We start from the raw sequence: 15,082 nt of genomic DNA on the forward strand, positions 1-15,082 counted from the left end.
ATTATGACTAAGAGGAATTCAAAATATATTTTCATAATGCCGCTCCTGTTAATGCTGGGTGCCGGATGTTCGAAATTTAATGAGATCAATACCAACCCGAACCGGCCTACGGAAGTGAGTTCGGCAATGCTCGCCACCAATATGATCCTAAGCATCACCCGCAACGATATCAGTTCGCAAAAAGGGTTTATGCAGCCTTACCTGCTCGGTAAATATGTGACCTGGGGGGAAGGACAGGAAGATCTGCAATACAACAAATTTGGTCGCACAAGTTTCAGTCGCATCACCCTTCTCCGGAATGTTGATCCGATGATCGGCTTCGCCCCCGATGAGAAGCTGAAAAATTCGTATACGGCCCTGGGGCATTTTATTCGTGCGTGGCAATTCTTTCATACTACCATGCAGGTAGGTGATGTTCCTTATGCCGAAGCTGTAAAAGGAGAAACAGAAAATACAATCAAGCCGGTATATGACGCCCAGAAGGCGGTTTTCATGGGAATCTTAAATGAACTGGACCAGGCCGACCAGCTGTTTGCAGTCGGCGGTGATTTCGGCGGAGATCCGGTTTATGGAGGAAAGGTTGATAAGTGGCGCAGGCTGGCGAACAGTTTCCAACTGCATGTATTGCTTCAATTGCATAAGAAAACCGGGGATGCGGAGCTGAAAGTAGCTCAACGATTCAACGAAATCGTTAGCAACAGGCCACTGCTGACTTCAAATGCAGATAATTTCGCCCTGGTGTATAATGCGACGCAGAATCAGAATTACCCCTGGTCCGACGTGCCTGCCGGATCAAACCCGAATGTGAAATCCAATTACACCATGCTTACGACTACGCTGCTGGAGCCGCTTAAGGAACTGCAGGACCGTCGTCTCTTCTACTATGCAAAGCCTTCACCGGTACAGCTGGCAGCCGGTAAAAGCCAGTCTGACTGGGATGCCTATGTTGGTGCAGAACCTTCCAATTCATTTACGAACCTTCAGCAATTAAGGGTGTCAAAAGATTATTCCGACTTTAATAACCGATATATTAACCTGGTAAATGCCGAGCCTGTAAGCCAGTTCAGTTATGCGCAACTGCAATTTATTCTTGCAGAAGCAACGGTGAGAGGATGGATTGGCGGAACACCTGCACAAACCTATTATGCCAATGGCATAATGGATGCCATGCGGTTTGTGGTAAAGTATACCCCTGATATCGCTGACTACCATCATAACATGAAAATGGATGATGCCTACATTGATGCGTATCCTTCAACCCCTGAAGTGGCGCTTGCCGGTAGTACAGAGCAGCAGGTTTCCCAGATCATCCTGCAGAAATATCTAGCGGGCTTCCTGCAGGGCAGCAACTACAATGCCTGGTATGAGAACAGGCGGACCGGCTACCCGGATTTCGTCCTGAATCCATCAACAAATCTTAATAATCCGAATACACAATTTCCTTTACGCTGGTTGTATCCTTCAAACGAACTTGATTACAATACCGGTAATCTTGACAATGCGTTGAAAGCACAATACAGTGGAAATGATAATGTAAATGAAATAATGTGGATATTGAAGGACTAACGATCTTTAACCCATGAGCAGCAGAAGAGAATTTCTAAAGAAAGTTTCGCTGGCCACTGGTGGTGCGGGCATTTGGACTCAAATGCCCGCTGCCATTCAAAAGGCACTGGCGATTGACCCTGAGAAGGGAAGTACATTTTATGATGCAGAGCATATCGTATTGCTGATGCAGGAGAACCGGTCATTTGATCATTGTTTCGGACGATTGCAGGGTGTTCGCGGGTTCAATGATCCGCGTGCGATCCGGCTGCCTGACGGTAACCCCGTTTGGATTCAGCCAAACAAATCTGGCCAGGCCTATGCACCGTTCAGATTGAATATCAAAGACACCAAAGCCACCTGGATGAGTTCCCTGCCGCATTCATGGGAAGACCAGCAGGATGCGCGCAACCATGGCCGTTATGATGGCTGGATTGATGCCAAGCGTCCGGGTAACAAAAAGTACCGGGATATTCCCATGACCATGGGCTACTATGACCGCCAGGATATTCCCTTTTATTACGCGCTTGCTGATTCTTTCACCGTTTGTGACCAGCATTTCTGTGCTTCGCTGACCGGAACAACAGCCAACCGTAGTTTTTTCTGGACAGGAAGCACCCGTGATGGGAAGGAGGGGATGGCCCGCGTCCGGAATGAGGACCTGTATTTCAACCGCGAAGGCAACTGGAAAACTTTTCCCGAACGTCTCGAAGAAAATGACATTTCCTGGAAAGTATACCAGAATGAGATCAGTCTTCAGACTGAACTGGACGGTGAAGATGAAGCCTGGCTTTCAAATTTTACGGACAACAACCTTGAATGGTTCAGCCAGTTCAATGTCCGTTTCAGCAAAGCACACTACCAGTTCCTGCAGAAGCGTGTTAAAGAACTGCCCGGTGAGATCGCAGATCTCGAATCCCAGGTAAGCAGGCTGGCCCAAAACGAGCGTGAACCGGTGGCCAAAAAACTTAAGCAGAAAAAGGAGCAGCTTTCGAAGTACAAAGAAGACCTGGTCACCTGGAATCCCGAGAATTTTGAGCGCCTCACTGAATTCCAGAAATCGCTTCACCGGAAAGCATTTGTAACAAACAGCGGCGATCCGGACTACCATCGCACTGAAATGTTTTCATATACTGAAAACGGTGAAGAGCGCAGTACTCTGCTTCCCAAAGGTGATATCCTTCACCAGTTCAGGGAGGATGTGAATAAAGGAGTGTTACCTACTGTATCATGGTTGGTTGCTCCGCAGAATTTTTCAGATCATCCCAGCGCGCCCTGGTTTGGTGCCTGGTACGTGTCCGAAGTGCTCGATATCCTGACCCGTAATCCTGAAGTCTGGAAGAAAACCATTTTCGTACTGACCTATGATGAAAACGATGGTTACTTCGATCATATACCGCCATTTGTGGCCCCAAAGCCAGGTGACCCGAAAAGCGGAAAAGTATCTGCGGGAATTGATACGGCTGAAGAATTTGTGACGATGGACGACGAGCTGAACCGTGCGAACAAAAGTAAGGAAGACGCGCGCGAAGGTCCGGTCGGATTGGGTTATCGTGTTCCGCTTGTTATCGCTTCCCCATGGTCGCGGGGCGGATGGGTTAACAGTGAAGTATGCGATATCACTTCAGTACTCATGTTCATGGAAAATTTCCTGAACAAAAAAACAGGAAAATCGATTAAGGAAACCAATATCAGCGACTGGCGACGAACTGTTTCAGGTAACCTGGTTTCGGTATTCAGGCCGTATAATGGCGAAAAGATCAACCTTCCGGAATTCCTGCAGAAAGAACCATTTGTGCAGGAGATCTACAATGCAAAGTTCAGGGATGTTCCTGCAGGCTATGCTTCTGGCGGCAAAAAGCCCGTTGTACCTCAGCAGGAACCTGGTACCCGTGATGCCTGCCCAATACCATATGAATTGTATGTGGACGGAAAACTAAGTACAGGTAAGTCGGCCTTTGAGCTGGAGTTCCAGGCTGCTAACCAGGTCTTCGGCGATTCGGCCGCGGGAGCCCCGTTCAATGTGTATGCACCCGGCAGGAACGAATGGTTCCGGACAAGGGCTTACGCTGTAAGGGCTGGTGACCTGCTGAGAGACAAATGGGAACTGCGTGACTTTGAAAAGGGAGAGTATCATTTGGGTGTTTATGGACCGAATGGTTTTTACCGGAAATTTAAAGGCTCTGTAAAAGATCCTGAGATGGGAATAAAACTTATGTATGAAAATGTCAAAGGAAACCCCGGAAAACTGACCGGCAATCTTGTATTGGCATTCGGGCATACAGGTAAGGCGGGTACTTATACCATTGTCATCAGGGACCTAAGCTATGGAACGGGGGAGCGGACGATAGAACTTAAAAAAGCCGGTGCAACTGCAACGGCGGTTTTTGATCTTACTTCATCCTTCGGCTGGTACGACCTGGAAATTAAAGTAGAAGGATTCCCCCAGTTCGACAGGCAATTTGCCGGACGGGTAGAAACGGGCCAGCCCGGGAAGACTGACCCGCTGATGGGTGCTGTTGTTACTTCACAAGTTGCAGGGCATCCAGTTGCTGGCTGATATAACCGGATTCGTCCTTAGTCATGGTTACCTTCAGGGCGCCTGCGTTCTCTGCTGCCTGCGCAGCATTCCGGGCGCCTGCAAGTGCAACAGTAATGCCCGGCTGACTGATGGTCCATCTCAGAACGAGTTGCGATAAGGTGACCTGTTTCTGCTCTGCAACAGGCTTTATCTTTTCCAGGAAAGCATTTACACTCCTGATGTTGGCTTCCTTGAAAAAAACATTATCAGGCCGGTGATCACCTTCAGCGAAATGGTGACCCGGCTTTATTTTTCCGGTCAGCAGCCCGCGTTGCAGGGGACTGTATGCCAGGATAGATTTTTTATGTTCAAGGCAATAGGGGACAACTTCTTTTTCAATGTTTCTTTCCAGCATGCTGTAAGGCACCTGGTTGGAAGCAAGTACAATTGTGTTTTCAGCTTCACGCATCTGCTCCACATTGTAATTGCATACTCCTGCCGCACGGATTTTTCCCTGCTCCAGCAGTCTCGTGACAGCTTCCATTGTTTCGGCTATAGGTGTGGTAATGTCGGGCCAGTGGATCTGGTATAGGTCAATATAGCTGGTCCGCAAGCGGCGAAGGCTGTCCTCACATTCTTTGATGATACTTTCCCTGCCTGCGTATTTATAAATATCAATTTCCTTTCCTGAATTATCACGGCTCGCGAATGCGAAGTTGCCTTTCTTTTCATCCCAACGCATGCCGAATTTCGTGAGGATCTGGATTTTGTCCCTGGGAACACCCTGGATAGCTTCACCCACTATTTCCTCGCTTAAACCTTGTCCATACACCGGTGCGGTATCGATAGTAGTGATACCGTGATCAAACGAAGTCCTGATTGCATCAATTGCGTCCGTCCGCTCCGCACCGCCCCACATCCAGCCTCCGATTGCCCATGCACCGAATGCAATCGCCGACAATTCAAGATCCGTATTTCCCAGTCTTCTGTTTTCCATTTCCAGGTTTTATTTGTTTGAATTGGTTGCAAGCTAATTATTTAACTTTAGCCACTCATGAAACTGGAAGTTAAAGATCCGAAAACCGGCGGCATGCTCATGCTGTTAAGAAGTGAACAGGACTTTGACCGAAAGTATTATGGGCGTGATCGTGACAACAAGTATTTTACTATTGCCTGGAATTACGGGGACGAACAGGTTATCACTGTCGACGGTACATCACACGCCTTCATGCCGCACACCATTCTTCCCCTGATGTTTAACCAGTCGTTCAGCTTCGAGCGGGCCACGGACATTGTTGCCTGGCAGTTTAACCGGGAATTTTATTGTATTGTGGACCATGATGCGGAGGTAAGCTGTGCCGGATTTCTCTTTGGCACTGGAAACCTGTTTGTCAGGCTGGATGAAGAAGCCAGGGAAAAGCTGCAGCGCCTGCTTCACATCTTTGTTGATGAACTGAAGACGGCTGATCATATCCAGAACGATATGCTGCTCATGTTGCTGAAACGCCTCATTATTGTTGTCACGCGACTGGCAAGGTCTGAACATATTCCGGACAACAAATTACCTGAAGACCGGTTCAACATAATCAGGAAGTTCAACTTGCTTGTGGAAGCTGATTTCCGTACTGAACATTCAGTTGCTTATTATGCCCGGCAGCTGAACAAATCACCCAAGACGCTGTCCAACCTGTTCGCTCTTTATAATGATAAGTCTCCGCTGCAGGTGATCCAGGACAGGATAATCCTGGAAGCAAAAAGGTTACTGATGTATACGGATAAATCCGCGAAACAAATTACTTACGACCTGGGATTCGAAGACTCGGCATATTTCTCCAATTTTTTCAAGAGACATACTTCGTTGTCGCCCCTCGAATTCAGGAATAGCAGGGAAGCTGTCTGACAGCAGGCTGGCGGGAATAATTTACAATTTATGGGGTAATCTGTCCAACATGATGGCCTTCGTGAGGTTGTAGCTTTGTGGTGTTGATACGCTAAAAAAATCAACAACAACAAAATGAGCACATCAAACTCCAAAGTGAAGAATGTCGTACTTGTACATGGTGCATTTGCCGACGGGTCAGGATATAAAGCCCTTTACCAGGTACTTACCAGAAAAGGCTACCAGGTTACGGTGGTGCAAAATCCGCTGACCTCCCTTGAAGATGATGTTAACGCAACAAAAGTAGCGCTGGATCGCCAGGATGGTCCCGCAATTTTAGCCGGTCACTCATGGGGAGGCGCGGTCATTACCGAGGCAGGTACCCATCCCAAAGTAGCAGCACTGGTATATATTGCAGCTTTCCAGCCGGATAACGGTGAATCTGCATTGCAATGGCTGCAGACGGCTCCGCCAGCTGCTGAGAACGGGGTGTTGGCGCCGGATGAAAAAGGAATAGTGTATTATGATAAGGAAAAATTTCATGCAGGTTTTGCGGCAGATATCAGCAGGGAAGAAGCGGAATTTATGTATGCTTCCCAGGGTGCATTTTATGCAAAGGGGTTTGCAACCCCGATTACCCGGGCCGCCTGGCGTGAAAAGCCTGCATATGCTGTTGTAGCTACTGAAGATAAAAGTATTGATCCGGAGATCCAGCGGAATATGTACAAACGTTCCAACACCAGGGTTACTGAGGTAAAAGGCAGCCATGTTGTATTTATGTCGCAACCTGAAGCTGTTGGCCAGGTAATCGTCGATGCATCCGAAAATGCCTCAGGTCAGCAATAACAGTCGAAAGGAAAAACCAGCATCTGCCCGTATGCCGTAAGGTTATACGGGCTTTTTTATTTGGTGGCATCGTTTTTGGATTCAACTAAGAGTAAGAAAAGGTTTATTTTTAGTGTACATACAGGATGGTTCCGCGAATGTGGCGGTAAAATTTATTCAATAATTTTTAAACCGATTTTTATGACACTCCTGTTTTCGCTCCTGTGGCCATTGATATTTTCCCTGGCGTCCAGCCAGGAGTTCAAAAATTATATTTCTCCTTCCAACACAAAATGCAATTCTTCAGGCTATGAACAATATGTCCGCAATGGAGATGTGTCCCACACATACGATGTAACTGTGGAAGTGAAGATAGACAAGCCCGGAGGTGCTTCTACTACGGAGATGCTCGTGGTTAACGATATTCCACCCGGAGGTAAAAAGCTTGTTGGCTGTACTATAAGCACGAGTGCCGATACGCTTACCTACAAAATCGTAGCTGAGAAGATAAAATGATGACTATATGAAAAAGCTGTTACTACACATGACTTGCTGCTGTTTTATTGTCCTCGTGTCCTCACTCCAGGGCCACTCCCAATCCATGAAGCTTGAAGATATCAGGGCCCAGATGGTGAAAGAGTGGGAAAGGGCAAAAGCCTACACAAATGAATACCTTAATACTATGCCGGCTGATAAGTATGAATACAGGCCTGTGGACAGCATCCGCAGTTTTTCCCAGCAAATGCTGCACCTGGCGCAGGCCAATGTATTCCTGATGTCAAGCGCAACGGGTACAAAACCGCTTGGTTATATCATGCACGACATGGAAAATGCAGCGGGTGCACAGAAAAAGGATTCTGTCGTTTACTATGTGAATACGAGTTACGATTTCTGTATTAATGCAGTGAAGAATTCGGATGTCAGTAAATGGGCAGAAAAAAGGAAATTCTTTTCATTTGAGGAGCCAATGTTTGCACTTATGCTGAAGGCATTTGAGCACCAGACCCATCACCGCGGGCAGACGACAATATATATCCGCCTGCAAGGTATTAAGCCGCCCCAGGAAAAGTTGTTCTGATCCTGTTACTTTTCAAAAACCAGTGCATCGCTTGCCGCTCCCATTTCAGCGAGCAGGCCGGAGATTTCTTCTACCATCTTATCGGGACCGCACACATAAAAGTGCCGGGAAAAGTCAAGTGACTGGCCGGCAAGGAAGTCCCTTTGAATTCTTGACTTTGTATATTTCGGATGTTCCTCCCTGGTAAGAATAAAGTGTGCATTTTCTCCCAGCATCTGGCTGAACTCTTTTTCGTAAATAATGTCTTTTGAAGTTTTGTTGGAAAAATACAGGGAGTTGCCGTTGATCCGGTTGTCGCGGAACAGTTGCCGTAATATCGCGACAAACGGCGTGATGCCGGCACCCCCTGCAATAAAATATCCTGGTCCCTTGTATTCAATAGCGCCCCACACATCGCGGATGATGATCTCATCGCCTGCTGCCAGCTGGTGAAGCAGGTCTGTAACACCGTGGTGATCGGCATACCGCTTTATCGTAAACTCCAGCCATACGTCATCGTTAAGCGAAGTGAAAGTAAATGGCCTTCTTTCTTCTTCCCAGCCAGGCCGGTTGACCGATACTTCTGTTGCCTGTCCGGGTGTGAATTTGTACCCGCTGGGCTTCTCCAGCCGGAAACGCTTCACATCATGGGTAACTGGTTCAACAGATTCGATTTTTACGATGTGTGACTCCATGAATATTCGAGTTTGTCAGGATGATGCTTCCGTATATTTTTTGAAATTGTCCAGGATGGCCTGCCAGCCGGCGCGCTGCATTTCCTCAGGGTGCATGCTTTCAGCTTCAAAACTTTCCTTCAGGTAAGTGCTGTCGCCTTTTGCATCGAAATTTACTGTCACTTTCCTGCCATCGCCCATGGTGTATTCGATGTATTCATTGTTTCGCACTGCATCATAAATGCCCGCGAAATCGAAACCCATACTCCCGTCTTTCGCTTCCATCCGTGCAGAGAATGTTCCGCCTGCACGAAGATCATTTTCAGCACGCGGGGTATGCCAGTCGTCAGATGCACTGTTCCATTTGGTTATATGCTCCGGTTTTGTCCAGTATTCCCACACTTTGGAAACAGGTGCCTCGATTGTTTGTTCGATTGTGATGATTGTTTTTGACATCTTGTTGATTTTTATTTCAATACAAACATCCGTCTAATTGATCATCGCGATGCTGTGTGATAACGACAATCAGGAGGGTGATTGCGACGATTAAATTTATTTCAATAACTTAAGTGAAACAATTTTTTTACAATGGGCGAGCTGGTAAGCGGAACGGGTGAATCTGCCAGTAAAATTATTATCATTGGCGCGGGAGCAGCAGGGTTAATGGCCGCACGGGAGCTTGCGGGCCATTACGATGTAACGGTGCTGGAGGCGGAAGACCAGGTGGGAGGCAGGGTCCGCACATTGACTTCAGGCGCCTCCCCGCATGTAATGGAATCAGGAGCTGAGTTTGTTCATGGTGAGCTGCCGATTACCATGTCCTTGCTCAACGAAGCAGCTATTCCCTACACACAGGTCACGGGAAGGATGTACCGGGTGATTGATGGTAAATGGGAAGAGGAAGACGAGATGCTTGAAGGGTGGGACCTTCTATTGCCCCTGATGCGCTCTGCAGATGAGGACATGACAATGAAAGCCCTTCTCGATAAGTATTTCAGTGCGGATAAATTCAGGCGCTTCAGGTTGCAGGTAGAGGGGTTTGTCCAGGGTTTTGATGTTGCAGATCCCAGCATCGCCAGTGTGAAGGAATTGTACCAGGAATGGTCACACGACGATCTGCAGAATTACCGTGTAAATGGCGGCTATGGCCGGCTCATCAGCTACCTGGAAAACGATGCTATAAAGAAGGGAGCGGAGATCCATACAAAATGCAGGGTCGACAGGATAAGCTGGTCAGCTGACCAGGCGACTGTGCATGCCCGTGATAACAGGAGTTTTCATGCTTCTAAAGTGATTATAACGGTATCGGTTGGTGTTTTGCGGGATACATCAGGAAATGCTATAGTTTTTACGCCCGAAATACCGGAATACATTGAGGCAGCCAGTGACATTGGGTTTGGCAATGTGATCAAGGTCATTTTACGATTCAAAGAGCCATTCTGGGAAAGTCAACATCCGGAAGCCGGGTTTATTCTTACCGAAGAGAGTGTTCCGACATGGTGGACGCAGTACCCGGGCGACGATCCCTCGCTTACTGGTTGGTTGGGAGGGCCCCCTTCTGATGCTTTCATTAACCATTCCGATGACGACCTGCTCCAGGCAGCCCTGGGTTCGCTTTCCAAAATCACTGGTTTACCGGTAGACGTGCTGGGTTCCATGCTTACGGACACCTACATCTGCAACTGGGCAAAACAAACTGGCTTTCTTGGGGCCTACAGTTTTTCCACCACCCGCTCTGCAAAAGCAAAGGAGCTATTGAACACGCCCATTCACGAAACCCTTTACTTCGCCGGCGAAGCCCTCTACGACGGTCCAAAGGGAGGTACCGTTGAAGCAGCGTTTCATTCCGGTCTGATCCTCGCAGAAAAAGTAAAGGCTTCACGCTGACCTGTAAGTGTTCCTTTTTACCTGTGGAAATTACCAGCCGATGACAGCTTTGCATAAAAGGCCTTAGTAATAGGATGGCTATAGGATGGCAATAGGATGGCAATAGGCAATATGTGGTGAAAATTACATCTGGTCTTACTTTTGGGGGTGGACTGGCCTGAAGCCGTCTAAGAGCCGTCTTTAAAGCGCGTTAAAACTGTTGAAAGCTGAATTAAAACCTTAGTGCCATGAAGACGATTGATCTTTCAGCAATCTCATTTGAACCCCTGACCATTGATAACTGGAATGGATTCACTCACCTCTTCGGGGAAAAGGGCGCCTGCGGCAACTGCTGGTGCATGTATCACCGGCTTTCAAAGTCTGCGTTCAATGAAGGCAAAGTCAACAATGGGAACCGTAATGCCATGCATAAACTGGTATCTTCTGACAGGCCGGCAGGGATCCTCGCATTTTACGAGGGTCAGGCTATTGGCTGGTGCGCCCTTGCACCGCGGGAAGATTTCCTGAAACTGGAAAACTCGCGTGTACACAAACGAATTGATGACCAACCCGTGTGGTCCATTCCCTGTTTTTTTATCGACAAAAAGTACCGGCGTATGGGCATCTCCGTTGCCCTGCTGAAGGGGGTAATAAATTATGCCAGAACAAAGGGCATTAAAATTCTTGAAGCATATCCCACAATCCCCACGCAACCTTCTTTCCCCGACTCCTTCGTCTGGGTCGGCTTGTATAAATCCTTCGAAAGGGCAGGCTTCAGGATCGTTGACCGGAAGTCAAAAAACCGGCCAATGGTTCGTTATTACACGTGAATGAATTTTCACCCTTCACCCATTGACCTACTAGAGCGGAAGACGGGACTCGAACCCGCTGCCTACAGCTTGGGAAGCTGTCGCTCTACCAGGTGAGCTACATCCGCAGGTATCCTAATTTAATGAAATTCCGTGGAATTGCTCAAGAGCCTGATTGTATATTTGACTGAATGAAGTATCTGAAAGTTCTCTATATCCAGGTCCTGATTGGTATTGCAGCCGGAATTATCGTAGGGGCGTTATGGCCGGGCTTCGCGCCGGCCGCCAAACTCATCAGTGAGACATTTATCAATATGATAAAAATGGTGATCGGGCCGGTCATCTTTATCAGTATCGTATTGGGAATTACCGGCGCCGGTGACCTGAAAAAAGTAGGAAGGGTAGGCGGGAAAGGCATTATTTATTTCGAAGTGGTAACCACACTGGCAATCATCATTGGTGTGGTAGCAGCCAATCTCATAAAGCCGGGAGTAGGCGTAGATCCGACACACATTCCGCCGGTGAAGAATGCCGCCGTCGCTGAGGGGGCCATGATGAACTGGGGTGAATTCCTTTCACATATAGTGCCTTCAAACGTTGTTGAGTCATTCGCAAAGGGTGATATCATCCAGATCCTGTTTTTCGGGATCCTGTTTGCCATAGGTTTGGGCCGGCTTGGAGAAAGCGGACGACCGGTGATCTCCGCCTTTGAAAAAGTCAACAAGATCCTCTTTAATATCCTGCATATAGTCATCCGGGTTAGTCCCATCGGTGCATTTGGTGGGATGGCATATACCATCGGGAAATTTGGATTTGTGAGCCTGGCTTTGTTAGCTAAACTGCTCGGAACATTTTACCTGACTGGGTTCATTTTCATTTTTATCGTACTCAACCTGATTGCCTACTGGTTTGGATTTAGCCTCTGGAAACTGCTCGGTTATATCAAAGAAGAGTTGCTAATTGTGTTTGGTGCCAGCAGCAGTGAAAGTGTACTGCCGAATATCATGGAGAAACTTGAAAATGCCGGCTGTGAGAAAAGTGTGGTGGGACTGATCATTCCTGCAGGATACAGTTTCAACCTCGACGGTACGAGTATTTACCTTAGCCTGGCAACCATTTTCCTGGCCCAGGTATTCGGGATCAACCTGACCATTACACAGGAACTGAGCATAATTGCCGTATTGCTGGTAACAAGTAAAGGCGCAGCCGGGGTAACTGGTAGCGGATTCCTGGTTCTGACTTCTACTCTCACTGCGTTAAAGGTCATACCTGTTGAAGGACTTGCTTTGCTGATCGGGGTCGACCGTTTTATGAGTGAGGGAAGGGCTATCACCAATATAATCGGGAATACTGTTGCAACTGTGGTGATCGCGAAAAGCGAGAACGCCATCAACCTGCAGCAGTATCGTGAAGTCGTTGAGCACCGGGCATGATCAGAACCCAATGGAATTTCCCCCATCAACCGGCAGCACCACACCTGTAATATATTTTGCAGAATCAGATGCGAGGAAGACAGCAGCATCGCCAATGTCTTCCGGTTTGCCCATATAACCCATCGGCGTTCTGCCAAGTGCTTTGTCCCGCCTTGCCGGGTCGCTGTTAAAAGCTTTTGCAGTCATAGCTGTTTCAATAAAACCCGGGGCTATAGCATTTACGCGGATGCCCATGGGGGACAGTTCGCTTGCCATTGCTCGCGTCATACCGTCTATCGCCGACTTGGATGCGCTGTAGGCGATGACCCTCGGCAATCCGTATTGTGCTGCCATGGAACTGATATTGATAATGCTGCCGGTTTTCCGCGACTGCATGTGTTTCACTACTTCGCGTGAAAGTGTAAAAACGGCACATACATTCGTGTTAATTACCTGCAGGAAGTCCTCGTCCGTTACTTCTGTGAAATCTTTCTTCATATTGATGCCGGCATTATTCACGAGAATGTCGACCTGGCCAAAAAGTTTAAGAATTTCTTCCACAAAAGCCGGAATGCCAGCAAGGTTGGCCAGGTCACAGGTCATTGCATGGCAGTTTTCACCTATCTCCGACAGGGCATTGTTTAATTTTTCCTGGTCGCGCCCTACTATTATCGTAGTTATGCCTTCAGCTGCAAATTTTTGAGCGATCGCAAGACCGATTCCGGAACCACCGCCGGTTACTATGGCTACTTTTTTTGACTGTGTACTCATATCCGAATGTTAGTCCTAAAAATAACGTCCGCTCCTCTCAAAAAAAAATTGGCGATAAATCAATATATTGGAAATAAACTGCTATGAATTTCTTAGGCCCTGTCGACTGGATTTTCGTAACACTTTACCTGCTTGTCATTGCAGGAGTGTCTGTCTGGAGTATCCGCAGAAGCAAGGATTCCGCTGCAGATTACTTCCTCGCTAACAGGAATCTTGGCTGGTTTGTAGTAGGCGCATCCATTCTTGCTTCAAACGTGGGCTCCGAACATATTGTCGGTCTCGCTGGTTCTGCAGCCCGGACAGGCACTGTACTGGGTCATTATGAATTGCACAGTTATATCGTTTTAATTCTCGGCTGGGTCTTTGTGCCTTTTTATATGCGCAGCCAGGTATATACTATGCCTGAATTTCTTGAACGGAGGTTCAATCCGCAGGCAAGAAGGCTCCTTTCCATAATCCAGCTGCTTAGTTATGTCATCACCAAAGCCTCGGTAACTATTTTTGCCGGTGCGCTGGTCTTTAACCAGTTCCTTGGTGTTGATTTCTGGACCGGAGCAATTATCCTGGTGCTGGTAACGGGTGTGTACACGATTTTCGGCGGATTGCATGCTGTGATGTACACGGAAGCCATCCAGGCAATTGTGTTGCTCGCAGGTTCAGCTATCCTGCTGGTATTCGGCCTCAGGGAAGTTGGCGGGTGGGATAATATGATTGCTTCACTGCCCAAAGAAAAGCTGAATATGTTCCCTCCATTCAATGATCCTGAATATCCATGGCTGGGGATACTTATCGCCTCACCTATCGTAGGACTCTGGTATTGGTGTACCGACCAGCATATTGTTCAGCGGTGTCTTGCCGCACGCGATGAAAGACAGGCAAGGAGAGGAACCATTTTTGCCGCCTATCTTAAACTGCTGCCGTTTTTTATTTTCCTGATACCCGGACTCATTGCCGCGGTGTTGCATTCACAGGGTCGGTTACAGCTTGATGATACCAACGCGGCATTCCCCGCCATGGTAAAGCAGATCATGCCGGTTGGCCTGCGGGGACTACTTGCCGGTGGATTGCTGGCTGCCCTGATGAGTTCACTGGCGTCTGTATACAACGCTTGTTCCACCCTATACACCATGGATATCTATAAAAAGCAACATCCGGACGCCCCGGAAAAGCAACTGGTGCGGGTTGGAAGAATCGCGACCGCTGTGGTTGTGTTGCTAGGTATGGCCTGGATTCCGTTAATGGGTAGAATTTCAAGCGGTCTGTACGATTACCTGCAAAGTGTGCAGTCGTATCTTGCTCCACCGATCGCAGCTGTTTTTCTGCTCGGGGTATTCTTTAAGAGAATCAATGCACAGGGCGCATATGCGGCAATGGTTGTGGGGTTTATCATTGGTTTACTCAAGCTGACATTGCAGATGGTCAAGGATAATCTTGAAGCCGGGGGGCTTCTCCACCGCTTTGCTACAATCAACTTTCTTTATTTCTGCATTTATCTTTTCCTGTTCAGCATCATTATTATGGTGACAGTGAGCTGGATGACTCCGCCACCGAAGGAAGAGAAGATCCACGGCCTTACCTTTGCCACCACAGTTGCGGAAGATAAGGCGGCCAGTCGTGCGAGCTGGAATATTACAGATGTAGTCTTGTCCCTGATTGTGTTGTTGATTATTGCAGGAATATTCTGCTATTTTTCACCACTCGGAGTAGCCAGGTAAAACGAAAC

At 47.8% G+C, this 15,082-nt stretch carries 14 protein-coding genes and 1 tRNA gene; 10 read left to right on the top strand and 5 right to left on the bottom strand.

What is annotated here, in order from left to right:
- Positions 1-3 precede the first annotated feature (3 nt).
- On the top strand, positions 4-1,566 hold the full coding sequence (locus OI18_RS03975; RefSeq protein WP_039137433.1) for a SusD/RagB family nutrient-binding outer membrane lipoprotein: 1,563 nt from the start codon (positions 4-6) through the stop codon (positions 1,564-1,566).
- Between the two features lie 13 nt (positions 1,567-1,579).
- A complete protein-coding gene (locus OI18_RS03980) occupies positions 1,580-4,105 on the top strand; it encodes a phosphocholine-specific phospholipase C (protein ID WP_039137435.1) in 2,526 nt (841 codons plus the stop codon).
- On the opposite strand, the gene OI18_RS03985 is transcribed toward OI18_RS03980, so the two are convergent.
- A complete protein-coding gene (locus OI18_RS03985) occupies positions 4,068-5,063 on the bottom strand; it encodes an aldo/keto reductase (protein ID WP_039137437.1) in 996 nt (331 codons plus the stop codon). The genes OI18_RS03980 and OI18_RS03985 overlap by 38 nt on opposite strands.
- A gap of 57 nt (positions 5,064-5,120) precedes the next feature.
- On the opposite strand from OI18_RS03985, the gene OI18_RS03990 reads away from it, so the two are divergent.
- From OI18_RS03990 to OI18_RS04005, 4 genes are all read left to right on the top strand, one after another.
- Entirely contained in the window at positions 5,121-5,966 is an 846-nt protein-coding gene (locus OI18_RS03990) for a helix-turn-helix domain-containing protein (protein WP_039137439.1), read from the top strand.
- Positions 5,967-6,080: 114 nt separating this feature from the next.
- Positions 6,081-6,791: an alpha/beta hydrolase gene (locus OI18_RS03995; RefSeq protein WP_082037847.1), complete on the top strand. Its 711-nt coding sequence runs from the start codon at positions 6,081-6,083 to the stop codon at positions 6,789-6,791.
- A 180-nt stretch (positions 6,792-6,971) separates the two neighbouring features.
- Positions 6,972-7,286 carry a hypothetical protein gene (locus OI18_RS04000; protein WP_039137443.1) on the top strand — a complete coding sequence of 105 codons (315 nt, stop codon included), beginning with the start codon at positions 6,972-6,974 and terminating at the stop codon, positions 7,284-7,286.
- 7 nt (positions 7,287-7,293) lie between these two features.
- Positions 7,294-7,848 carry a DinB family protein gene (locus tag OI18_RS04005; RefSeq protein WP_039137445.1) on the top strand — a complete coding sequence of 185 codons (555 nt, stop codon included), beginning with the start codon at positions 7,294-7,296 and terminating at the stop codon, positions 7,846-7,848.
- 5 nt (positions 7,849-7,853) lie between these two features.
- On the opposite strand, the gene OI18_RS04010 is transcribed toward OI18_RS04005, so the two are convergent.
- Complete coding sequence (locus OI18_RS04010; RefSeq protein ID WP_039137446.1) at positions 7,854-8,522, bottom strand: FAD-binding oxidoreductase; 669 nt, start codon at positions 8,520-8,522, stop codon at positions 7,854-7,856.
- A 15-nt stretch (positions 8,523-8,537) separates the two neighbouring features.
- Positions 8,538-8,957 (bottom strand): SRPBCC family protein, encoded by a 420-nt coding sequence (locus tag OI18_RS04015; RefSeq protein WP_039137447.1) that lies wholly within the window; start codon positions 8,955-8,957, stop codon positions 8,538-8,540.
- Between the two features lie 132 nt (positions 8,958-9,089).
- Here OI18_RS04015 and OI18_RS04020 point away from each other — a divergent pair, with 132 nt between their 5' ends.
- A complete protein-coding gene (locus tag OI18_RS04020) occupies positions 9,090-10,388 on the top strand; it encodes a flavin monoamine oxidase family protein (protein WP_039137448.1) in 1,299 nt (432 codons plus the stop codon).
- Positions 10,389-10,615: 227 nt separating this feature from the next.
- A complete protein-coding gene (locus OI18_RS04025; RefSeq protein ID WP_039137449.1) occupies positions 10,616-11,197 on the top strand; it encodes a GNAT family N-acetyltransferase in 582 nt (193 codons plus the stop codon).
- A gap of 34 nt (positions 11,198-11,231) precedes the next feature.
- On the opposite strand, the gene OI18_RS04030 is transcribed toward OI18_RS04025, so the two are convergent.
- Positions 11,232-11,304, bottom strand: a tRNA-Gly gene (locus OI18_RS04030).
- A gap of 63 nt (positions 11,305-11,367) precedes the next feature.
- On the opposite strand from OI18_RS04030, the gene dctA reads away from it, so the two are divergent.
- Positions 11,368-12,609: a C4-dicarboxylate transporter DctA gene (gene dctA, locus OI18_RS04035; protein ID WP_039137450.1), complete on the top strand. Its 1,242-nt coding sequence runs from the start codon at positions 11,368-11,370 to the stop codon at positions 12,607-12,609.
- Here dctA and OI18_RS04040 read toward each other — a convergent pair whose 3' ends face one another.
- A complete protein-coding gene (locus tag OI18_RS04040) occupies positions 12,610-13,359 on the bottom strand; it encodes an SDR family NAD(P)-dependent oxidoreductase (protein ID WP_039137451.1) in 750 nt (249 codons plus the stop codon). It lies immediately after the preceding gene.
- Positions 13,360-13,442: 83 nt separating this feature from the next.
- On the opposite strand from OI18_RS04040, the gene OI18_RS04045 reads away from it, so the two are divergent.
- Entirely contained in the window at positions 13,443-15,074 is a 1,632-nt protein-coding gene (locus tag OI18_RS04045) for a sodium:solute symporter (protein ID WP_039137452.1), read from the top strand.
- Positions 15,075-15,082: the final 8 nt, after the last annotated feature.

The organism is Flavihumibacter solisilvae (genome assembly GCF_000814475.1).
GTDB lineage: Bacteria > Bacteroidota > Bacteroidia > Chitinophagales > Chitinophagaceae > Flavihumibacter > Flavihumibacter solisilvae.

Bases quoted from the DNA above. Each gene is read 5' to 3' on its own strand.
- OI18_RS03975 (WP_039137433.1), top strand. From the start codon at position 4: ATGACTAAGAGGAATTCAAAATATATTTTCATAATGCCGCTCCTGTTA.
- OI18_RS03980 (WP_039137435.1), top strand. From the start codon at position 1,580: ATGAGCAGCAGAAGAGAATTTCTAAAGAAAGTTTCGCTGGCCACTGGT.
- OI18_RS03985 (WP_039137437.1), bottom strand. From the start codon at position 5,063: ATGGAAAACAGAAGACTGGGAAATACGGATCTTGAATTGTCGGCGATT.
- OI18_RS03990 (WP_039137439.1), top strand. From the start codon at position 5,121: ATGAAACTGGAAGTTAAAGATCCGAAAACCGGCGGCATGCTCATGCTG.
- OI18_RS03995 (WP_082037847.1), top strand. From the start codon at position 6,081: ATGAGCACATCAAACTCCAAAGTGAAGAATGTCGTACTTGTACATGGT.
- OI18_RS04000 (WP_039137443.1), top strand. From the start codon at position 6,972: ATGACACTCCTGTTTTCGCTCCTGTGGCCATTGATATTTTCCCTGGCG.
- OI18_RS04005 (WP_039137445.1), top strand. From the start codon at position 7,294: ATGAAAAAGCTGTTACTACACATGACTTGCTGCTGTTTTATTGTCCTC.
- OI18_RS04010 (WP_039137446.1), bottom strand. From the start codon at position 8,522: ATGGAGTCACACATCGTAAAAATCGAATCTGTTGAACCAGTTACCCAT.
- OI18_RS04015 (WP_039137447.1), bottom strand. From the start codon at position 8,957: ATGTCAAAAACAATCATCACAATCGAACAAACAATCGAGGCACCTGTT.
- OI18_RS04020 (WP_039137448.1), top strand. From the start codon at position 9,090: ATGGGCGAGCTGGTAAGCGGAACGGGTGAATCTGCCAGTAAAATTATT.
- OI18_RS04025 (WP_039137449.1), top strand. From the start codon at position 10,616: ATGAAGACGATTGATCTTTCAGCAATCTCATTTGAACCCCTGACCATT.
- dctA (WP_039137450.1), top strand. From the start codon at position 11,368: ATGAAGTATCTGAAAGTTCTCTATATCCAGGTCCTGATTGGTATTGCA.
- OI18_RS04040 (WP_039137451.1), bottom strand. From the start codon at position 13,359: ATGAGTACACAGTCAAAAAAAGTAGCCATAGTAACCGGCGGTGGTTCC.
- OI18_RS04045 (WP_039137452.1), top strand. From the start codon at position 13,443: ATGAATTTCTTAGGCCCTGTCGACTGGATTTTCGTAACACTTTACCTG.